The organism is Streptomyces sp. NPDC001663 (genome assembly GCF_042893105.1).
Classification (GTDB): Bacteria; Actinomycetota; Actinomycetes; order Streptomycetales; family Streptomycetaceae; genus Streptomyces.
The window spans coordinates 77,984-97,428 of record NZ_JBIAUR010000025.1; the positions used below are offsets into that span (position 1 = coordinate 77,984).

The 19,445-nt window shown below is 68.9% G+C and carries 18 protein-coding genes; 11 read left to right on the forward strand and 7 right to left on the reverse strand.

All coding sequences use genetic code 11. The features are described 5' to 3' along the window. Positions 1-612: 612 nt before the first annotated feature. Complete coding sequence (locus tag ACFY1L_RS50025) at positions 613-1,965, forward strand: MFS transporter (RefSeq protein ID WP_388841626.1); 1,353 nt, start codon at positions 613-615, stop codon at positions 1,963-1,965. A 338-nt stretch (positions 1,966-2,303) separates the two neighbouring features. Next, the gene (locus ACFY1L_RS50030) at positions 2,304-3,005 is read left to right on the forward strand and encodes a hypothetical protein (RefSeq protein WP_388841629.1); all 702 of its coding nucleotides are present in this window, start codon (positions 2,304-2,306) and stop codon (positions 3,003-3,005) included. Between the two features lie 5 nt (positions 3,006-3,010). Here the strand turns inward: ACFY1L_RS50030 and ACFY1L_RS50035 are convergent, their stop codons facing one another. From ACFY1L_RS50035 to ACFY1L_RS50050, 4 genes are all read right to left on the reverse strand, one after another. Beyond that, the gene (locus ACFY1L_RS50035; protein ID WP_388841632.1) at positions 3,011-3,205 is read right to left on the reverse strand and encodes a hypothetical protein; all 195 of its coding nucleotides are present in this window, start codon (positions 3,203-3,205) and stop codon (positions 3,011-3,013) included. After that, positions 3,109-3,435 (reverse strand): transposase, encoded by a 327-nt coding sequence (locus tag ACFY1L_RS50040; protein ID WP_388841875.1) that lies wholly within the window; start codon positions 3,433-3,435, stop codon positions 3,109-3,111. Before ACFY1L_RS50040 ends, ACFY1L_RS50035 begins: the two co-directional genes overlap by 97 nt. A 183-nt stretch (positions 3,436-3,618) precedes the next feature. Beyond that, positions 3,619-5,004 carry an MFS transporter gene (locus ACFY1L_RS50045; RefSeq protein WP_388841634.1) on the reverse strand — a complete coding sequence of 462 codons (1,386 nt, stop codon included), beginning with the start codon at positions 5,002-5,004 and terminating at the stop codon, positions 3,619-3,621. Positions 5,005-5,292: 288 nt separating this feature from the next. After that, positions 5,293-5,994, reverse strand: a complete 702-nt coding sequence (locus tag ACFY1L_RS50050; protein ID WP_388841637.1) for a TetR/AcrR family transcriptional regulator — start codon at positions 5,992-5,994, stop codon at positions 5,293-5,295. 130 nt (positions 5,995-6,124) lie between these two features. On the opposite strand from ACFY1L_RS50050, the gene ACFY1L_RS50055 reads away from it, so the two are divergent. From ACFY1L_RS50055 to ACFY1L_RS50090, 8 genes are all read left to right on the forward strand, one after another. Beyond that, positions 6,125-7,423, forward strand: coding sequence for an acyl-CoA dehydrogenase family protein (locus tag ACFY1L_RS50055; RefSeq protein WP_388841640.1), 1,299 nt, complete (start codon positions 6,125-6,127; stop codon positions 7,421-7,423). A 30-nt stretch (positions 7,424-7,453) separates the two neighbouring features. Beyond that, positions 7,454-8,035 (forward strand): flavin reductase family protein, encoded by a 582-nt coding sequence (locus ACFY1L_RS50060; RefSeq protein ID WP_388841643.1) that lies wholly within the window; start codon positions 7,454-7,456, stop codon positions 8,033-8,035. Between the two features lie 74 nt (positions 8,036-8,109). Continuing rightward, positions 8,110-8,250: a hypothetical protein gene (locus tag ACFY1L_RS50065; RefSeq protein WP_388841646.1), complete on the forward strand. Its 141-nt coding sequence runs from the start codon at positions 8,110-8,112 to the stop codon at positions 8,248-8,250. A 222-nt stretch (positions 8,251-8,472) separates the two neighbouring features. Beyond that, the gene (locus ACFY1L_RS50070; RefSeq protein WP_388841649.1) at positions 8,473-9,828 is read left to right on the forward strand and encodes an acyl-CoA dehydrogenase family protein; all 1,356 of its coding nucleotides are present in this window, start codon (positions 8,473-8,475) and stop codon (positions 9,826-9,828) included. Beyond that, positions 9,825-10,340 carry a nuclear transport factor 2 family protein gene (locus ACFY1L_RS50075; RefSeq protein WP_388841652.1) on the forward strand — a complete coding sequence of 172 codons (516 nt, stop codon included), beginning with the start codon at positions 9,825-9,827 and terminating at the stop codon, positions 10,338-10,340. Before ACFY1L_RS50070 ends, ACFY1L_RS50075 begins: the two co-directional genes overlap by 4 nt. A 243-nt stretch (positions 10,341-10,583) precedes the next feature. Beyond that, the gene (locus tag ACFY1L_RS50080) at positions 10,584-11,909 is read left to right on the forward strand and encodes an acyl-CoA dehydrogenase family protein (protein WP_388841878.1); all 1,326 of its coding nucleotides are present in this window, start codon (positions 10,584-10,586) and stop codon (positions 11,907-11,909) included. 412 nt (positions 11,910-12,321) lie between these two features. After that, positions 12,322-13,716, forward strand: coding sequence for an MFS transporter (locus tag ACFY1L_RS50085; RefSeq protein WP_388841655.1), 1,395 nt, complete (start codon positions 12,322-12,324; stop codon positions 13,714-13,716). A gap of 382 nt (positions 13,717-14,098) precedes the next feature. Further along, complete coding sequence (locus tag ACFY1L_RS50090; RefSeq protein ID WP_388841658.1) at positions 14,099-15,679, forward strand: MDR family MFS transporter; 1,581 nt, start codon at positions 14,099-14,101, stop codon at positions 15,677-15,679. A gap of 151 nt (positions 15,680-15,830) precedes the next feature. On the opposite strand, the gene ACFY1L_RS50095 is transcribed toward ACFY1L_RS50090, so the two are convergent. The 3 genes from ACFY1L_RS50095 to ACFY1L_RS50105 are packed head-to-tail and all read right to left on the reverse strand — an operon-like array spanning position 15,831 to position 18,378. Beyond that, entirely contained in the window at positions 15,831-16,520 is a 690-nt protein-coding gene (locus ACFY1L_RS50095) for a 3-oxoacid CoA-transferase subunit B (protein ID WP_388841881.1), read from the reverse strand. Further along, positions 16,520-17,191: a 3-oxoacid CoA-transferase subunit A gene (locus tag ACFY1L_RS50100; protein ID WP_388841661.1), complete on the reverse strand. Its 672-nt coding sequence runs from the start codon at positions 17,189-17,191 to the stop codon at positions 16,520-16,522. The genes ACFY1L_RS50095 and ACFY1L_RS50100 overlap by 1 nt, the downstream gene beginning before the upstream one ends. Further along, the gene (locus tag ACFY1L_RS50105; protein WP_388841664.1) at positions 17,188-18,378 is read right to left on the reverse strand and encodes a thiolase family protein; all 1,191 of its coding nucleotides are present in this window, start codon (positions 18,376-18,378) and stop codon (positions 17,188-17,190) included. The genes ACFY1L_RS50100 and ACFY1L_RS50105 overlap by 4 nt, the downstream gene beginning before the upstream one ends. A gap of 84 nt (positions 18,379-18,462) precedes the next feature. On the opposite strand from ACFY1L_RS50105, the gene ACFY1L_RS50110 reads away from it, so the two are divergent. Next, on the forward strand, positions 18,463-19,365 hold the full coding sequence (locus ACFY1L_RS50110; RefSeq protein WP_388841667.1) for a LysR family transcriptional regulator: 903 nt from the start codon (positions 18,463-18,465) through the stop codon (positions 19,363-19,365). Positions 19,366-19,445: the final 80 nt, after the last annotated feature.

A 19,445-nucleotide genomic window follows, 5' to 3' on the forward strand; every position in this document is an offset into this window, starting at 1 on the left:
CTCCGGGATTCCTCCGCCGCGGCGCGCGTAGCGGGCCGCCGCCCGCGGTGTCCCGGCGAGTCTCTGCGTGGACAACGGGTCGGCGCGAAGCTGGGGTAAGGCAGGTGGACGATCTCCACGGCATCGCGCCCTCAAAGGGCGTATGCGCCCAGCTCAACCAGCAGGCAGACCTTGAAGGCGCCCGCCTCGCGGCATCGCCTGCAGGGTCTCGGGCGGCAGGGCGCCGAGGGCCTCACTGTCCGGTGCGTTCTTCTGCAACAGGGGGACTGAACCGAGCGTCTCGTCCCGGATGCGGCAGCCGGTGCCACCGAGGAATTCCGGGCCAGGGCCGGCGACAAGAGGGGTGCTCGGTCTTCCGTGCGGTGTCGGACGGCGGGGGCTGCACCGCGCGAGAAGCCCTGACCGCCCCTGACCCGTTCGGGCGCCGGTGGGCAGCGTCTGAACCATCTGTCAGTCGTGCAGACCTCTTGACCTGCAATATGCACTGGACCGTACAGTATCGATTCTGCCGAAGAAGCTGGGCGCCGTCGCGCAGCCCTCCCGCACACCGCTCCGGCCCCAGACCGAATGCGGGTGTGCGTCACACCTCGCGTACGGAAGAAAAGGACGACGATGTCCCCGAACCCTCATGCAGATCTCACGGCACCGGACAAGCCGACACACACCACAGGCTCCCTGCTTGCGTATGTGACCTCGCTGCGTGGTTACCCCGCCCCCGCGTGGAAGGCCGCGATCGCCTGCGTGCTGGCCATGGCACTGAGCCCGGCCGCCTCAAGCGCCACCATCACGTTGTTCGTCGGGCCCATCGCCCGGGACTTCGGCTGGTCGCAGTCGCACGCGCTGACCATTCTCAACATCCCGATCATCGCCGCTCCACTCGTGCTGCCCCTGGCCGGCCGCTGGGTCGACCGCTGGGGCACCCGCGCCGTCGCGGTACCGTGCGTCGCGCTGTACGGCCTCTTCACCGCGGCGATCGCACTCGCCGGCGGCAACGCCGTGCTTCTGCTCCTGCCGCTGTTGGCCTCCGCCCTCTGCGGATACATCGGCATCATGGGCCTGACCTACAAGGTCGTCGCAGAGTGGTTCCCCCGCCACCGGGGGATGGGCTACTCACTGTTCATCGGCGGCGCCACAAGCCTGGGCGGAGCCGTCATCGCCCCTCTGTTTCAGCTGTCCATCGACGGTTTGGGCTGGCGTCAGACCTACCTCCTTTTTGCCGTGTGCATCCTTGTGATCGTCTTCCCCGCCCAGTACTTCCTGCTCACCGAGCCGGAGCGGGACCCTGCGGACCTCGCGGCGAAGAAGGACGGACAAGGTCCGAAGGAACTCCCCGGAATGCCGCTCGGCGCCGTACTGCGCACCCGGGCCTGGCTGCTCACGGTGGCGGCCATTGTCCTCACCGCGGGGGTCGCGACGAGTGTGCGGTCGAACGCCGTCGCCCTGTTCGGAGACCGCGGCTATTCGGCCACGACTGTGTCCCTGTCGCTTTCGGTACTGCTCGTGGCCTCCTTCGTCGGAATGTTCCTCGCCGGTGTGGCCATGGACCGTTCAAGGAGCCCGCGTGCCTTCGTGCCGTACGTCGCCTGTCTCGTGGTCGGCACGGTCGCGATCTTCGCCGCCAGGGGCAGCACCTGGACACTGCTCCTGGCCATGGGTCTGCTCGGCGTGGTGATGGGCGCGGAGTCGTCGGTCGCGCCGTACCTGGCGGGGCGCTACTTCGGCATGCGCGCCTTCGCCCAGGTCCAGGGCATAACGCTGATCGTCATCACTCTCTTGGGCGTCGGCTTGGCCCCGACCCTCGTGCAGGCGGCGGCCGAGGCCACCGGCAGTTACAACGGGCCCCTGATCGCCCTGACCGCGGCCAGCGTGCTCACACTGGCACTCGTCTTCCTGCTCCCGCGCTACCCGGCCGACGAGAAGAGCGAGCCTGCGGCGGCGGACGAGGCGCAGCCGGAATCGGTCTGAGCAAGCCAGGGCAGCGCCTGCGCCTGGGAGTTCCGCAGCCCGGCTCGTATTCGAACGTTCGAAGCAAAGGTCGTACGACTGTGTCGCGGCCCTCACCACAGTGCCGGGCCCGGGCGGGCCACCGGGCCCGGGGCCGTGCGCATGAGCCCAAAGGGCAAGGTCGGCACTTGCGCAGCGCCGTCGAGACGGGAAGCGCTTCGCCGTCCGGCGTGCGCCGGCGGCACCAGCCATGTGCTGTGACCGCACAGCCCCTTCACGTTGCCATACCGTCAAGTCGGTCGGCCTTTGAGAGCCGGGGTCTTCGAACAGTCCTGGCCGGGCAGGGAGAGAATTCCGGCATGGTGATGGCACGGCACTGGTACTCCTCGTCGCCCCTCGTGGACGGGCACCCGCTCCTTGAAGAGCTCGGCTTCTGGCCTGCGCACCTGGCCGACCTGTCCGAGGGCGTACCGCCAGAGGCCTTCGGCTCGGACCCGTGCGACGCGGACGCCATGCTGGACAAGCTCCAAGACCCAGCGGCATGGCCGGTGTTCACAGTCCCTCTGAGCGGCGGCTTCACGATCGTCGTGCACTACAACAGCGGCGAGGAGCTCACCACCACGGACTACTTCCTCACCCACCCCGGCTGGAGACAGGATCTTGTGCTGGCCAGCGACGATCAGGACCGTATCGGACCTGGGCTGTGCTGGCCCGAGCTCGCCGCCCTGCTGGAGGCGCCGGAATCCACCGTTGGAGTCACCGATCCCCATGCTCGGCTCCTTCTTCTGCTTCCTGTACTGGGCGACACCTCGGTTCCGGAAGAAGCGGTGGCAGCTGTGATCCGGGCTCTCGTGGCCCAGGGTGCTCCCCAGGCGAGCGAGGCGCTGGCCAGGCGTTTGCTCCAGGGACACCCCATGTGGGGCGCCGAGGACTGGTGGTTCGATGAGGATGAGGGGAGCTGGATCTGCGAAGGCGATCACAGCCCGCGCAAGGTGCCTCTGGGCGACCACCTCCCCCCGCAGCAGCGGGCAGCCCTCGAAGCCTGCCTCACTCCCCGCTGAACAGTTCAGACTGCGCTCGCAACGGCCACGGTGAGAGGGGTCCGGAACGCGAGCGATTCGTCGTAGGTTCCGCCCTGCTGCAGGCGGTGGCGGAGCTGGCCGATCATGCGGTTGACGAGGTTGCGCTGGGCGGTCGCGTGCCAGCCGCCGAGATAGCCCAGAGGTATCCCGCGTGGTTGAGGCGGTCGTCCTTCACCCACCGCCGGGTGATGGACGACTTCTTGCCGGAGGCCCTGGTGACAGGCGAGAAGTCGGAGTAGGCCTTGAGCCCGCGGGCATAGGCGAAGCGGGTGCGATCGTCCCCGATCTCAGCGCGGATCCGGGCGGCGAGCCGAATGCCGAGCCCGGGAAGCTCAGAAGGATCTCGGCGTCCGGACGCTGAGGGAAGGCCTCTTCCACCGCCTCGGCGAGCCGGCCGGTTGCTCTGCAGGCGGCTTCAAGCCGGGCGAGGAGGGCGACCACTGTTTGCCGAGGGCGTCCTCGACGAGTGGGGGTTGGTGGGCCCTGTTGGTGCGGAAGATGTCGCGGATGCGGTCGCCTTCTGCTTCGACGCCACCCTTGCGGCCGGCTCGTTCGATCCACGCCGACAACAACCCGAGTTCAAGCTCAGAGGCTAGTTGCCTATGCGCTCATCGACGCTGCTGGGTTCCGGCTCCCTGGTGTCCGGGCTTTGGTCGGGGCTCGGATAGCGCGGCAGGAAGAGCGACAGGACGAGGACGATCAGGCTTCCGGCGGTGAGCGCGATGAGCGTTGTGGTGTATCCGCCTGTGCTCTCCGCGGCTCCCTGTGCCAGCACCGGGAAGAGTCCGATGCCGACGAGGCTGACGATGCCCAGTGTGATGCCCTGGATCTGGGCGAAGGCCCGCATGCCGAAGTAGCACCCCACGAGGTACGGCCCGGTGGTGGACTCCGCGCCGGTCACGACACCGAGCAGGGCCATGGTGAGGAACAGGGCCCACATGCTTCCCGTGGCGGCGAAGACCATGACCATGCCGAGCACCAGGCACACCATGAACGGCACGAAGGCACGAGGTGTGTGCGACCGGTCGAGGACCACGCCCGCGACGATCTGCCCGGCGACGGATGCCACCAGCATGACCGACACCGACAGTGACACCTCGGTGGCGGAATAGCCGTGCTCGCCGAAGAGTGACACGGCGTTCAGACGCACACTCATCGCCACACCTGCCGCCACGGTCAACACCAGCACCATGTACCACCAGGCCCGGGTCCTGAGTGCCCGGCCCAGGGGGAGGCCGGGCAGCTCCGTGTGCGCCGGCCGGCCCTTTGCCTTGGGCGGGACAGCGTTCCCACGGGCGAGCGGTGCCGACGCGGGCTCGTACATCAGGAGGTACTGGGCAGGGAAGACGATCAGCAGGATGCATCCGCCCAGCAGCAGGTAGGTCGTCCGCCAGCCGAAGTGCTCGATGGACAGCTGGCTCAGGGGCGAGAGGGCGGCACCGGCGAGGCTGGAGGTCGCGCCGATGAGCAGGGAGTAGCCCAGTCCGCGGTGGTGGGGGAACCACTCCGAGACGACCTTGTAGACCACTCCGAGAATGGAGGTGTACCCCAGAGCCGTGCTCACCAGCAGGACCGCCGTCAGTACGACTCCGTTCGCGCCTACGAGCGCCACTGCGGCCGTCGCGAGCGCGTAGAGGGCGGTGCCCGGAACGGCGACCGCCCGGGCACCCCAGCGGTCGACCAAGCGGCCGGCCAGCGGCAGCACGAAGGGGGCGGCCACAGTGGGGATATTGAAGACGCTCAGCGTTTCCGAGTGGGACCAGCCGAAGTCCTCGGCGACCGGGTCGATGAGGAACGTGACGGCCGTGACGAGAGCCGGGGGACTCAGGACCATGGCGAGCACACAGGCGATCGCTGCCTTCCATGCCGGTGTGGGATAGCCGCGCAATGCGGACAGGGACTCCCGCAGGGAGGCGGTGGCGGGGACACCCGGCCGGCCGGGCGGAGCGAATTCCGGATGGGACTGGGGCGCGGACATCGTCGTCCTTCCTCGCGCAAGGAAATGGCGGCCGCCGGCTGAGCGGGCGGGGCGGTCTCGTGTCGCCAATCGCTCGCCGAGGGCGCCGAGCGCCGAGCGGCACTCCGATCGATGAACTGTACGGTTCAGTGCACTCCATCGGTCAAGAGGTCTGCACGAATCGAATTGCCATCGCCGCCCCGAGAGGGGAGCCCGGGAGAGGTCAGAGCGTGCGGTGACCGGGCATCCCGCAGGAGTGCTCGGGAACGCCGTGGCGCGGAAGGCCCTGCCTCCCGCGCTCGGGGCGTGTCAGGAGCTCGCCCGCGACAGCCAGGGGAAGACCTGGCTGATCGCGGAATCGGGTACATCCGGCCGGTCGTCGGCGCTCAGGCCCCGCAGGAAGATGGCCGTCGTCCATCTGGCGTACGCCTCCAGGTGGTCCGGGCCGCGGTCGGCCTCCAGATCCAACAGTGCGTCCATCTGCGGTCCGGCCGCCGTCATGCGCACGAACAGTCCGGCGCAGGCCTCCGCGCCGGAAAGGGTGTAGCCGCGCTGCCGCGCGTCCTCGCGGAGCGCCACGGCCACCAGGTCGACGACATGGGGTACGCCGAGGGATCGAAGCGTTTCGGTCAGCTCGGGGCGGCGGGCCGCCTCGACCGTCAGGACGCGAATGAAGGCCAGATAGTTCGGGGCGGTCGTGGCCTGGAGGAGCTTCAGGGCGATGCGCGCCAGCCTCTCCTGGGGATCGTCGACGGAGGCGAGCATCGTCTGGTCCAGATCGAAGTCGAGGGAGGCTCCTCCACGGGCGATCACCGCACGGAACAGCTCGAGCTTGTCGCCGAAGTGGGCGTAGACCGTCGTCTTCGAGACACCGGCTTGCGCCGCCACGGCATCCATCGAGGTTTGATCGAAGCCGAGTTCGAGGAACAGCTCGACCGCGGCGTCGAGAATGGATTCCCGCTTGCTCCGTCCACCTGCGCGCGCGCGTTGGGGACGCCCCTGCTCAGCCATTTCACTCCTCGGCGAGTTCCGGCCCCGGTCGGAGTCGGTGCGCATCTCATCTCTTGACCTTTCGGTGAACCCTACCGTACGGTTCAACTGGACTGAACGGTGCAGTGCAGTTGCAATCCGGAGGAGCCCTGTGAGCAAGCCACCCTGTCCGACCTCTTCCGAAGCCGAGTCGGCCACTACGGCGGCCGAACGGCGCCCCTCTCGGTATCTCAGCGACCGCGGCCGGCGGATCAGGGACGAGACACGCGCTCTCATCCCCCTGCTGCGGGAGGAGGCGCAGGAAGGAGAAGTGCTCGGCGCCCTGCCCCCGGAGACGCTGAGGGCGATGCACGAAGCGGGTGTCTTCAAGACCGCCCTGCCCGTCGAACTGGGTGGCTACGCTCTCGGGGCGCGAGACACCGTGGAGATCATCACGGCGCTCGGCGAAGGCGACGGATCCGCCGCCTGGACGGTCTTCGTGGCCGGCGGCATCCGCAATGTCCTCGGCTTGCCCCAGCAGACCGTCGACGAGGTCTTCAAGGAGATCGACACCTGGATCGGTCCTCTGGTCGTCGGTGCCTCCGTGTTCTCCACGAGCGTGGGATCGGCCCGCCGGACCGAGGGCGGATGGCTGGTTTCCGGAAAGTGGGCGTTCGGTAGCGGCTGCAAGCACGCGGCCTGGGCGGCCGTGGGCGTGGCCTACGAGGGCTCGCAAGGCCGGCCGCACCGGGCGATGGCGCTGCTGAGCCGCGAGCAGTACACGATCCTGGACGACTGGAAGGTCATGGGCCTCAAGGCCACCTCCAGTAACAGCATCACCGCCGAGGGGGAGGCGTTCGTCCCGGACCACCGCTTCGTCGACCTGGCCGACTTCCCCGCGGTCATGGACAGCGTGCGGGACCGCTACGCCGGTATCGGCTTCCGCAACGACACACGCGCGCTGATGCTGATCACCTGTCTCAGCAACGTGGCCGTCGCACTCGGCATGGCCCGCGGCACCTTGGACAGCTTCGTCGATCAGGCGAAGGCCCGCAAGCCGTTCAACCTGCCCTACCCCACGGTGGCGGACATGCCGTCGACCCAGGTGGCCGCCGGTACGGCCCGCGCGATGATCAACGCGGCGGAGGCGACCATCCTCGGCCACGCCGATGAGGTGGACCGCCGTGCCTTGGCGGGGATCGCGTTCACGGGCGCCGAGGAGTCCGAGATCACGATGGACCTCGTCTACGCGGTGCGGCTGTGCGCGGAGGCCATCGACAAGCTCCAACTCGCCCTCGGTTCCTCCACGGTGAGCCTGAAGAACCCGATCCAGCGCTTCGCGCGGGACGTGCGCGTGCTGGCCACCCATGGCGCGATCCGCTTCGACCCGTTGGCCGAGCTCAGCGGCCGCCAACTCCTCGGGCTCGATCCGTTTCCCATGTTCGCCGGTGGTGTGCCCCAGGTGGGCTGAGCGAGCCGCCGCACAGAAAGAAGGAACGTGATGACCATGTCGATCAATGAGCACGGGCCCCATGGGCTCATGAATTCGGGCTCCGGCCTCGAGCCGCAGCCCACACCGGTGGCGCCGGAGGACGAGCGGGCTCTGCGGGAAGCGTTCGGCCGTTTCCCGAGCGGGGTGATCGCGGTGTGCGGAATGGTGGACGATCGCCCCCTCGGAATGGCGGTGAGCTCCTTCACCTCCGTATCAATGGCTCCGCCCCTCGTCTCGGTGTGCCTTCAGACCTCGTCCCGCACCTGGCCGAAGCTCAGGCAGCTGCCACGGCTGGGCCTGAGTGTCCTGGGCGAGCAGCAGGGAGCGGTGTGCCGCGCGCTCGCAGGTGCGGAGGAGAAGCGGTTCGCGGATGTGCACTGGGAGACGACCGGAGAAGGAGCGGTGGTCCTTCCCGGGGCGGTTACCTGGTACACCTGCACGCTCCGCGCCGAACTCCCGGCGGGCGACCACACCATCGCCCTGCTGGAGATAGATCGCCTGTGGACGCTGCCGTCGGCCGAGCCCCTGGTCTTCCACGGAAGCCGCTTCCGGCGGCTCGAAGACGGCGACAGGACGGCGGTCCCCGCCTGAGAGGGGCTGCCACCAACTCACCCACACCTACAGATCAGTTCGCTGTTTTCGCTCAATCTCAATGAGGAGAGCCGATGTCCAAGCACATCGCGCCGGAGGTCAGGGCCGTCGAATCGCCGTGGCTGACTGAGGAATCCGAGATCAGCCTCGCCCTCGCCTACGCCGCGAACCTCTGCGAGGACGCCATCAACGTGCTCCAGAAGACGCTCGGCTAACCCCCTCGCCGAACGAACGGCCGACGTCTCCTCGGGATTGAACCGTTCCCCATGGTCGGCGCCGCCGTACCCCACCGCGACATCAACACCCCCCAGCCTCCGGTGAGTTGAGACCGGTGCCGCTGGGCGACCTCGCGCCTCACATTCCCGACCCGTTCGTCTTCATGTCCGCAACATGCACTGAACTGTGCAGTACGTATTGATAGAAACCATGGTGCCTCAATGACTTCAACACCCCCGCCGCTCTCACCCGACGCCCCGCTTCCGCCGGTGCCACCGGTACCCGCCTCACCCGTGGCCTCCCCGTGGATCAGCGACGAGGGCCGTCGGATCCGCGACCGGGTGCGTGAGTTGATCCCGCTGATCAGTTCTCAGGCCCGCGAGGGAGAGAAGATCGCGGCGCTCACGCCCGAGGTGCTCGAAGCGATCAACGACGCCGGTGTCTTTCGTATGTCCATGCCCGTCGAGTGGGGCGGGTACGGGCTCGGCGCACGGGACCTGGTCGAGGTGATCAGCGCGCTCAGCGAGGGCGACGGCTCCGCCGGGTGGGCTGGATTCGTGGGCGTGGGCCTGAAGAACCTGCTCGCGATGGATGCGCGGGTGGTCGACGAAGTACGCGCCGAGACGGAGGACTGGGTCGGGCCGGCCATCGTGGGTGCCTCCGTGTTCGCGACGAAGGTCGGCACTGCCCGAGCCGTCGACGGCGGCTGGATGGTGCAGGGCAAGTGGGCGTTCGGCAGCTGCTGCAAGCACGCGAGCTGGGCGCTGGTCGGCATCGAGTACGACCCCGCCGAAGCCGGAGGGGGCGGCGGACGCGGCATGGTCGCGCTCCGCCGGGAGCAGTACGAGATCCTCGAGGACTGGGACGTCATGGGTCTGTCGGGATCGGCCAGCAACAGCCTTCGCGTGCAGGACGAGGTCTTCGTCCCGGCGCACCGCTTCATCGACCTCGCCGACTTCCCCCTGCGGCTGCAGCAGGTGCGCGACCGCTACACGGGTGCCGGCTTCGCGCAGCGCGGTATGGCGCTGCTGCTCTGCGCGTCACTCGCCAACATCGCGATCGCCTTGGGGATGGCGCGGGGAGCGCTTGGCTGCTTCACCGAGCAGGCGGCGAAGCGCAAGCCCTTCACCCTTCCGTATCCCACGATCGGCGACATGGCGTCCGCCCAGGTCGCGGCGGGCAAGGCGCTCGCGATGATCAACCTCGCCGCCGCGACCATCGAAGGCACGGCCGACCAGATCGACGCACGCACGGCGCAGGGACTCGACTTCACCCCGCCGGAGGAGTCCGAGATCAGCCTCTCCATCGCGTACGCGGCCAACCTGTGCGAGGACGCGATCAACCTGCTGCAGAAGACGATCGGCTCGTCCACCGTGAGCCTCTCGAACCCGATCCAGCGCTTCGTCCGAGACGTCCGCGTACTCACCTCGCACGGCGCGATCCGCATCGACCCGCTGGCGGAGCAGAACGGGCGCCGGCTCCTGGGCCTGCCCCCCTTCGCCATGATCGGCGGCGCCGTCCCCGAGCGCCGTGCCTCAACAGATTCGTCCCGAGACAAGGAGCCCATCCGCGCATGAGTGACTTCAGCATCATCGACGGCATCGCGCACATCAACGATCCCAAGCTGTACGAGACCTGGCTCGACCGCGAGGATTACAAGGCCGCCGTCGCCCAGGCGGACACGCCCGAGCGGACCGCCGTCAAGCGTCTGCTGGTCGACTTCGAGGCGGACCTCGCGCGCATGGTCCGCGACGGCTCCGTGCAGGAGAACGTCGTTGACGTGATGAAGCGTTACATCGTCGAGGACTACATCCAGCACGACCCGAACGCGCCCGGCAACGGCCTGGACAACCTCATCGAGCACTTCCGCCACGTTCCGACCGGCAACGGCACGCCGCCGCCGGTGGTGAACGTGACCCTGGAGGGCGATCTGGCCTGCGTCATGTTGAAGGCGCCGACGCCGGACCCGACGAGCCCCGGTGAGACCTACGACTGGTACATCCTGACGGTCTTCCGCGTGCGCGACGGCAAGCTCGCCGAGCACTGGAGTGCCTTCCGCAAGATGGCCGCGCCCCTGCCGGGGAACTGAGAGGCGAGCCCGGCCCAGTCGCAGATCGTTCCCGCAGCACCCGTCCGCTCCGCGCCGAGCCGCGCGGTGGCGCACGGCAGGTCCAAGGCCGACCTGGCCGATCTCGAAGGCCACGCCCCACGCCCGTAGCCGACACCGCCGGGCCGAGGCGCTCCCCCCTGTACCGCAATCCGCCGCCGCGCGTGCGCAGTGATGAACCCGGACGGCGATGCCCAAGGATGAAGAAAGAGAACTGAGATGACAATGACGTCGCCCAAAGTGAGCAGGTTCCCCGAATCGCCCTATCTCAGCGAGGAGGGACGGCGCATGCGCGACGCGGTGCGCGCGGCGGGGCCCGGCCTTGCCGAACGCGCCCGCGAGGGGGAGTTGCAGGGCGCACTCGCACCCGAGACGGTCTCGGTACTGCACGAGATCGGAGTGTTCCGCATCACCGTCCCGGTGGAGCTGGGCGGGTTCGCATCCGGCGCACGCGACACCGCGGAGGTCGTGCGTGAGCTCGGACGCGTCGACGCGTCGGCCGGCTGGACGGTGATCGTCTCCAGCGCCGCCCGGGGCGCGCTCACCCTCAACGACCGTGTGACGGACGAGGTCTTCGCCGACATCGAGACCTGGCAGGGACCGCTCCTGTTCGGCGCCACCGTCTTCGCGCCGAAGGTCGGCGACGGTCGCAAGGTCGAAGGCGGCTGGATGGTGAAGGGCCGCTGGGCGTTCGGCAGCGGCTGCAAGATCGCGAAGTGGGCCTCGGTCGGGTTCGAGTACGACGACCCCGACACCGGAGAACGGCGTCGTGCGATGGGGCTTCTCACCCAGGACCAGTACACGATCGTCGACGACTGGCACGTCATGGGCTTGAGCGCCACGTCGAGCAACAGTGTGCGGGCAGACGAAGAGGTGTTCGTCCCCGAGTACCGGGTCATCCACACCATGGACATGCCCGCGCGCATGGACGCCCTGCGCGGCAAGTACCAGGGACTCGGATTCATGAACTCCGCGATCGGAACCATGGTCGCCACCACGACGGCGTTCGCGGCGCTCGCCCTGGGCATGGCCCAGGGCGCTCTCAGCGCCTTCGTCGAGCAGGCCGCCAAGCGTCCGCCGTTCAACCTGCCGTATCCGACCATGGCCGACATGGCCTCGACGCAGGTCGTGGCGGGCAAGGCGAGGGCCGTCATCAACACGGCCGCATCGGTCGTCGAGCGACAGGCCGACGAGATCGACCGGCGCGCGCTTGCGGGCGAGGACTTCCACCCGTCGGAGGAACCGGAGATCACGATGGACCTCGTCCATCAGATCCACGCCTGTCTCCAGGTGATCGACGGGCTGCAGCTGGCACTCGGTTCCTCGACCGTCGGCCTGTCCAACCCGATCCAGCGGTTCGTCCGGGACGTACACGTGCTGGCGACCCACGGCGCGTTCCGGATCGACCCGATGGCCGAGATCAACGGCCGGGACATCTTCGGGCTGGAGCCGCTGCCGGTGCTGGCCGCCCTCAGTTCGCCCCCTCCCGCGAAGATGCCTCCGCAGGCGGCCAACGGCAAGTTCCCGGGCCCGGTGCCGCGCCCCGCGTGACCCGATTCCACGTGAGGGCTGCGGCGATACCGGCGAATGCGAGCAAGTGCTCACCGGAGCCCTCATGTTGTCGGAGCCGATCGTGCACCGACACCGGTCCAGCTCGCCGCGGCTGACGAGTTCGTCCAGGGCCGGCCGCGCACTGGCAGAGACCCGGGCACGAATCCACCCGGTTCGGTGCCGGTGCGCGGCCGGGCCCAACGGGCCTATGCAAGGCAGCAGTTGACGCCGGCAGCACCCCGGGAGATGGCGAAGAACACGATCGCCGCAGGCACCACGCGCCGGAACAACTCCCACAGCTGGTCAGGAACGAAGCGTTCCACAGCACCCCAGCCCATGACCGATTGAGCCGCCCTCTGAATAGCTCGCCGCGCCAATGGGGCCGCGGTGCATCCGTAACGGAGGCTTTCCCATGACCACTTCCGTGCCCAGGGGCGACACCGCCCCGTCTTCGTCCGAAGCAGGCTGGAAGTCCTACCTCGCCGACCTCTGGAAGGCACCTGCGAGCGCCAAGGCCGCGCTGACCGGCTGTCTCCTCCTCATGCTGGTCAGTCCCTCCGGTCTCTCTGCGATGACGACGTTCATCGTGCCGTCGTTCGCCAAGGACACGGGCGCCGCCAAATCCGTCGGCATTCTCGTGTTCGTCTCCGTCCCGCTGCTGATCGGGCCGATCGTCCTGCCCTTCGCGGGCCGTTGGGTGGATCGACTGGGCGCACGCAGGGTCGCGATCCCCTCCGCTGTCCTCTACGCGGCGCTGACGGCCCTCGTCCCGGTATGCGGGTCCAACGTGCCGGCGCTGGCGGTCGTGCTGATCCTGGCGTCGGTGTTCGGCTTCATGTCAGGTCTGGCTGTCGTCTTCAAGGTCGTCTCGACCTGGCTGCCGCAGCACAGGGGCATCGGATTCGCCCTCATAGGCGTCGCCTCCAGTGTGGCCGCCGCCGTGTTCTCACCCGTCTTCCAGTGGCTGATCAGCGGCAGCGCCGGCCTCGGTTGGAAGGGCACCTACCTACTCGTGGCTGCGGCGATCGCAGTCGTGGCGATCCCCACCACCGTGTTCCTCATCTCGGAGCCGACGGTGCCGGTGCAGCCGACGGCGCCGACCGGGCCGATGCAACTGACAGAGCCGATGGAGCCGACGAAGCTGCGCGCGACGGGGCCCGAGGCAGGGCTGCCGCAGCTTCCGGGCATCCCGCTGCGCAAGGCGGTCCGGACGCGGGTCTGGATCTCCATCACGGTCTCCCTCGCCTTCGCCGCAGCCGGCCCGATGACCGTGCGGCAGAACGCGGTCGACTTCTTCGACGAGCGCGGATTCACCGAGGCGACGGTCTCACTGTCCCTGTCCGCGCTGTTCGCCGCGTCGGTTGCCGGGCTTCTCATCGGCGGGATGATCCTGGACAGGACAGACCGGCCCCGGGTGGTGGTTCCGATGCTTGCGGCGGTGCCGGTGGGGCTCCTGATCGCGTTCCTGAATCACGGCTCGACGCCGCTGCTGTTCGTCGCGATGATCCTCCTCGGCTTCGCCACCGGCGCCGAGTCGTCGCTGGGACCCTTCCTCATCGCGCGGTACTTCGGCCTCGCCTCGTTCGCGCAGCTGCAGGGACTGACACTGGCCATCTCCACCCTGTCGCTCGGTATGTCGCCGTTCCTGGTCAGTGCGGTGCAGACCTCGACCGGGAGCTACACGGTGCCGGTGCTCGCGCTCACCGCGCTGACGGTGGTCGCCGTCGTCCTGGCGGCGGTGCTGCCGAAGTTCCCGTCGCCGTGGAAGATCGGGACCGCTCCCGAGCAGGCCACCGAGTCGGCGTGACGGCGTGATGGCGTGACGTCGTTCGGCAGGAGGCCGGGGGATCCTGCCGGCGCTTTGCGACAGTCGCCGCCGCGAGGGGACCGGCTCGGGTGCTCTGATTCCACCGGAGGACAGAAAGCGTCGATCAGGAACGGCACTTCACATGCCGTGACACGCGAACCCGTCCTGGTCTCCGTACGACCCGAGACCCATGCCGCGGCGCTGCGACAGGCCCGGCGCCGGCGCGCTGGACGAGCGACAAATCCCCAGAGAGCGACGACTCGGCCGTGCCGTATGCCGAGCGTTTCGCCGATCTCCTGCAGACCCTTCTCGCGACCTGATGCGCCGCCAGCCACAAGGCCGCCCGGCCCCGACTCGCCCTCCCCCCAATCCCGGAGAACCGATGAGTGACTCCCTCTCTGTGGCCCGCTCGCCGGAGGACAAGCGGCACTCCTCCGACGGGCAGCGCCGGTTCGGACTCATATACGCGGGCCTGATGGCCGTGATGCTGCTCGCCTCGCTCGACCAGACCATCGTCAGCACCGCACTGCCCACCGTCGTCGGCGAACTGCACGGTGTGACACACATGGCGTGGGTGACCACGGCCTACATCCTGGCCGCCACCGTTGTGATGCCCATCTACGGCCGCCTCGGTGATCTGCTCGGCCGTAAGAACCTCTACCTCGGCGGAATCGTCATCTTCCTTGCAGGTTCCGCGATCGCAGGATCCGCGCAGGACATGCCGATGCTGATCATCGGCCGGGCCGTCCAGGGCTTGGGCGGCGGCGGGCTGATGATCACCTCACAGGCGATCGTCGCCGACCTGGTACCGCCCCGCCGGCGCGCGAAGTACATGGCTCCGATCGGTGTCATCTTCGGACTGTCATCTGTCGTCGGCCCGCTGCTCGGCGGTTGGTTCACCGACGGCATCGGCTGGCGCTGGTGCTTTTGGATCAACCTGCCAGTCGGCCTGCTCGCACTCGCCGTGTGTGCCGTGGCGCTGCACCTGCCGCGCAAGGAACTCAGGGCCACGGTCGACTACATCGGCATCACGCTCATGACGGCGGCCGTCACCTGTACCGTCCTGTTCGCGGACTGGGGCGGCACCGAGTACGCCTGGAGCGACCCGCTCACCCTCTGCCTCGCCGGTGCGGGCGCCGGATCCTGGATCCTGTTCTTCTACTCGCAGAGCCGCGTGCCCGAACCGATCATCCCTCTGCGCCTGTTCAGCAGCCCCATCTTCGACATCGCCACCCTTGTCGGCATGATCGTGATCGGCGTCGGGATGTTCGCGGTCGTCAGCTACATGCCGACGTACTTGCAGATGGTCTACGGCGTCACCGCCGCACAGTCCGGCTGGCTGCTGCTGCCGATGGTTGTCGGTCTGATGGGTGCGAGCCTGCCGGTCGGCCTGCGGATGAGCCGGACCGGCCGCTACAGGATCTACCCGATCGCTGGTTCGCTCGTCATCGCCGTCACCGCCCTGATGCTGTCCACCCTCGAGGTGGACACCCCCCTCGCCCTGCTCTGCGGGTACCTCTTCCTGATGGGCGTGGGCATCGGCCTCATGTCCCAGACCCTCGTCCTGGCCGTGCAGAACGCCTTCCCCGCCGCCGACGTGGGCACCGCGACCTCCGCCAACAACTTCTTCCGCGAGATCGGCGCGACGGTCGGGACCGCCGCGGTCGGCGCGGTCTTCACCAGCCGCCTGACCGACCAACTCGGCACTCGGCTCTCCTCGAGTGACCTCAAGACGGTCGGTGACACGGACTCCCTGACCCCCGCACTCGTCCATGCCCTGCCGGCCCGTGTCCAGGACGCCGTGGTTGCGGCCTACCAGCACGCCCTGACACCGGTCTTCGCCTACCTGGTCCCGCTGTTCCTTGTCGGTACCGCACTGGCCGTCGCGCTTCCCGAAAAGAGGCTCGCCGACGGACCGGACAAGGAGCGAGCACCCGAAGGACCGGAGACGAAGACGCTGTGAGCGGACAGGCGACGCGTCCTCGGGGCGCCGGGAAACCGTTGTGCATACGCTCCTTCACCCGCATGTGCGGGCAAGACCTGGCACGAGCGGCCACCGCCTTCGTACAGAGACACACCGCGTACGTGCACGAGAGCGTCCGCGCAAGCACACCTCAGGTCCCGGCCGGACGAGACAGAGCGACTTCAAGGCGCTGTGCGAGGTCGTCGTACGGAATGCCGAAGGTCTCAAGGACGGTGGCGCCTCCGGGACCGACCTGGAACGTCGCGAAGTCCGTGTAGACGCGGTCGACGCAGCCGACGCCGGTGAGCGGGTAGGTGCACTCCGGGACCAGCTTGGGCACGCCCTGCTTGGTGAACAGCGTCATCATCACGAACACCCGGTTGGCGCCGATCGCCAGGTCCATCGCCCCGCCGACGGCCGGGATGGCGTCGGGGGCGCCGGTGTGCCAGTTGGCGAGGTCGCCGGTCGAGGACACCTGGAAGGCGCCCAGTACGCAGATGTCGAGGTGACCGCCGCGCATCATGGCGAAGGAGTCGGCGTGGTGGAAGTAGGCGGCTCCGGGCAGTTCGGTGACCGGGATCTTGCCCGCGTTGATGAGATCGGGATCGATCTGCCCGTCCTGGGCCGCCGGGCCCATGTTGAGCATGCCGTTCTCGGTGTGCAGCACCACCCCCGCCCCCTCCGGCAGATGGTCGGCCACCAGGGTCGGCTGGCCGATGCCGAGGTTGACGTAGGAGCCGTGCGGGATGTCACGCGCCACCCGCGCGGCCATCTCGTGCTTGGTCAGCGGCCCCCGGTCGAGGTGCTCCACGAGGGGCAGAGGCGAGCTCGTCGGATTCATCATGCTGCGGGCACCACCTGTACGACGCGGTCGACATAGATGCTGGGGGTCACCACGGCCTCGGGATCGAGCGCGCCGACGTCGACGATCTCCTGCACCTGGGCCACGACCGTGGTCGCCGCCGTGGCCATGACCGGCCCGAAGTTGCGGGCGGTCCTGCGATAGACGAGGTTGCCCATCCGGTCGGCCCGGTGGGCACCGATCAGCGCGACGTCCCCCTTGATCGGGTACTCCAGGACATGCGTGCGGCCCGCGATCTCCCGGGTCTCCTTGCCCTCGGCGAGCAGGGTGCCGGCCCCGGTGGGGGAGTAGAACGCGCCGATCCCGGCACCGGCCGCGCGCAGCCGCTCGGCGAGCGTGCCCTGCGGGGCCACCTCCAGTTCGATGCGTCCCTCGCGGTACAGCCGGTCGAAGACCCACGAGTCGGACTGCCGGGGGAACGAGCACACGATCCGGCGCACCCGCCCCTTGTCCAGCAGAGCGGCGAGCCCGGTGTCGCCGTTTCCGGCGTTGTTCGACACCACGGTCAGCTCGGTCGCGCCCTGCCGGATGAGCGCCTCGATCAGCTCGACCGGCATACCGGCCATGCCGAACCCGCCCACCAGTACGGTCGACCCGTCCTCGATCCCGGCGACGGCCTCGTCGGGATCCCCGTACACCCGAGCGCTCATGCCGCACTCTCCAGGACCACGGCCAGCGCCTGTCCGACGCCGATGCAGATCGCGGCGACTCCCCACCGCTGTCCCGACGCGCGCAGACGCGCGGCCAGCGTGCCGAGGATCCGGCCGCCGGAGGCCCCGAGTGGATGGCCGACGGCGATGGCGCCGCCCTTGGTGTTCACGATCGCCGGGTCGATCTTCCAGGCGTCCACGCAGGCCAGGGACTGAACGGCGAAGGCCTCGTTGAGCTCGACCGCCGACACGTCGGCCCAGGAGATCCCGGCCCGCTTCAGCGCCCGCTCGGCCGCCTCGACCGGCGCGAACCCGAACATCTGCGGTTCGAGCGCCGACACCCCGCGCCCGGCGATCCGGGCCAGCGGCGCGCTGCCGATCCGGGAGGCGGCCGCCTCGGAGCCGATCAGCACGGCGGACGCACCGTCATTGAGCGGCGAGGCGTTGCCTGCCGTGATGCAGCCGTCGGGCCGGAAGGAGGGCTTGAGGCCGGCCAGCTTCTGCGGAGAGGATCCGGGCCGGATGCCCTCGTCACGGGACAGGACGGTCTCGCCGTCCACCAAGACTGGTATCACCAGGTCGTCGTAGAAGCCCGACTCCCAGGCGGCGTGCGCGAGGGTGTGGGAGCGGGCGGCGAACTCGTCCTGGCGCTCCCTGGGTATCCGGAACCGGTCGGCGAGCTGCTCGTTGGCCTCGCCCAGGGAGACGGTCCACTCCTTCGGCATGCGTTCGTTGACCATGCGCCAGCCCAGGGTGGTCGACACGGCGGTCACATCGCCGGCGGGGAAGGCCCGGGACGGCTTGGGCAGCACCCACGGCGCCCGGGTCATCGACTCCACCCCACCCGTCAGGACGATGTCGGCGTCACCGCTCTCCACGGCGCGCGAGCCCATGATCGCCGCGTCGAGCGAGGAGCCGCAGAGCCGGTTCACGGTCGTCGCGGGCACCGTCGTCGGCAGCCCCGCCAGGAGGACCGCCATCCGGCCGACGTTGCGGTTGTCCTCGCCCGCACCGTTGACGTTGCCCCACATCACATCGTCGAGGGCGGCGGGATCGAGCGTGGGCACCTTGTCCAGCACCGCCGAGACCGCGGTGGCGGCGAGGTCGTCGGGCCGGACCCCGGCGAGTGCCCCGCCATAGCGGCCGAAGGGTGTTCGCACTGCGCTGTAAACGAAGCTGGCAACCATGGAAGCGACGCTAGGCCCGCTCCATTAATCACGTCCAATATCTATTGGCGCATGATTAATCACCAATGGAGATAAGCTGCGGTCATGGAGCTCCGCCAGATCCGCTACGTCCTCGCACTCGCCGAGGAGTGCCACTTCGGCCGCGCCGCCGAGCGACTCCACGTGGCCCAGTCCGCCCTCTCCCAGCAGCTCAAGCAGTTGGAGCGCGAGCTGGGCACGACGCTGTTCACACGGTCGACGAGGCGGGTCGAACTCACCGAGGCCGGCCGTCAGTTGGTCGCCCATGGACGGTCGATCCTGGCCGAGGTCGGACGAGCCGAGGAGCAGATGACGCTGCTCGCCACCGGCCGGGCGGGGCGGGTGTCCATCGGCTTCGTCGGCACAGCCACGTACGACGTCCTGCCGCAGATCGCCCGACGGGTACGGGAGCAGCTCCCGGACGTGGCTCTCGAACTGCACGGCGAACTGCTCAACCCCGCGCTGGTCGAAGGCCTTCGGGACGGCGCCTACGATCTCGCCCTGCTGCGCTCCGACGCCCTGCCGGACGTCGGCCTCACCTTCACCGCTCTGCGGTCCGAACGGCTGGCGGCCGCCCTTCCCGCCGGACACCGGCTGGCCGACCGGAGCCGGGTCGCCCTCGCGGAACTCGCCGACGAGCCCTTCGTCGTCCATCCCTCCCAGGGCCGGTCCTCGATGCACGGCCGGGTCCTCGCGGCCTGCGCCCGTGCCGGCTTCGTACCCTCGCCGTTGACGGAGGTGGGCGAGACCTCCACCCTGGTGGTCTTCGTCGCGGCCGGCCATGGTGTCGCACTGGTCCCGGAATCGGTACAGAGCCTCCGCCTCGACCGGGTCGTCTACGTCCCGCTCGCCGAGACCGAGACCGTCACGCTTGGGCTCGCACGCCGGCCGCTGCGGAACTCGCGGGCCACCGAACGGATCGCGGCGATGATCGAGCAGTACATGTCGAGCGGTACCGGGCAGCCGTAGGCGCGAGGGTGCACCGTCCGTTTACGGAACCGGGAGCCCGGCGGTACCGTTCCGATTCTTGGCCCCGACGCACACTGTGG

Bases quoted from the DNA above. Each gene is read 5' to 3' on its own strand.
- ACFY1L_RS50065 (WP_388841646.1), top strand. From the start codon at position 8,110: ATGTCCAAGCACATCGCGCCGGAGGTCAGGGCCGTCGAATCGCCGTGG.
- ACFY1L_RS50110 (WP_388841667.1), top strand. From the start codon at position 18,463: ATGGAGCTCCGCCAGATCCGCTACGTCCTCGCACTCGCCGAGGAGTGC.
- ACFY1L_RS50050 (WP_388841637.1), bottom strand. From the start codon at position 5,994: ATGGCTGAGCAGGGGCGTCCCCAACGCGCGCGCGCAGGTGGACGGAGC.
- ACFY1L_RS50075 (WP_388841652.1), top strand. From the start codon at position 9,825: ATGAGTGACTTCAGCATCATCGACGGCATCGCGCACATCAACGATCCC.
- ACFY1L_RS50100 (WP_388841661.1), bottom strand. From the start codon at position 17,191: ATGAGCGCTCGGGTGTACGGGGATCCCGACGAGGCCGTCGCCGGGATC.
- ACFY1L_RS50105 (WP_388841664.1), bottom strand. From the start codon at position 18,378: ATGGTTGCCAGCTTCGTTTACAGCGCAGTGCGAACACCCTTCGGCCGC.
- ACFY1L_RS50080 (WP_388841878.1), top strand. From the start codon at position 10,584: ATGACGTCGCCCAAAGTGAGCAGGTTCCCCGAATCGCCCTATCTCAGC.
- ACFY1L_RS50045 (WP_388841634.1), bottom strand. From the start codon at position 5,004: ATGTCCGCGCCCCAGTCCCATCCGGAATTCGCTCCGCCCGGCCGGCCG.
- ACFY1L_RS50030 (WP_388841629.1), top strand. From the start codon at position 2,304: ATGGTGATGGCACGGCACTGGTACTCCTCGTCGCCCCTCGTGGACGGG.
- ACFY1L_RS50085 (WP_388841655.1), top strand. From the start codon at position 12,322: ATGACCACTTCCGTGCCCAGGGGCGACACCGCCCCGTCTTCGTCCGAA.
- ACFY1L_RS50070 (WP_388841649.1), top strand. From the start codon at position 8,473: ATGACTTCAACACCCCCGCCGCTCTCACCCGACGCCCCGCTTCCGCCG.
- ACFY1L_RS50095 (WP_388841881.1), bottom strand. From the start codon at position 16,520: ATGAATCCGACGAGCTCGCCTCTGCCCCTCGTGGAGCACCTCGACCGG.
- ACFY1L_RS50060 (WP_388841643.1), top strand. From the start codon at position 7,454: ATGACCATGTCGATCAATGAGCACGGGCCCCATGGGCTCATGAATTCG.
- ACFY1L_RS50090 (WP_388841658.1), top strand. From the start codon at position 14,099: ATGAGTGACTCCCTCTCTGTGGCCCGCTCGCCGGAGGACAAGCGGCAC.
- ACFY1L_RS50025 (WP_388841626.1), top strand. From the start codon at position 613: ATGTCCCCGAACCCTCATGCAGATCTCACGGCACCGGACAAGCCGACA.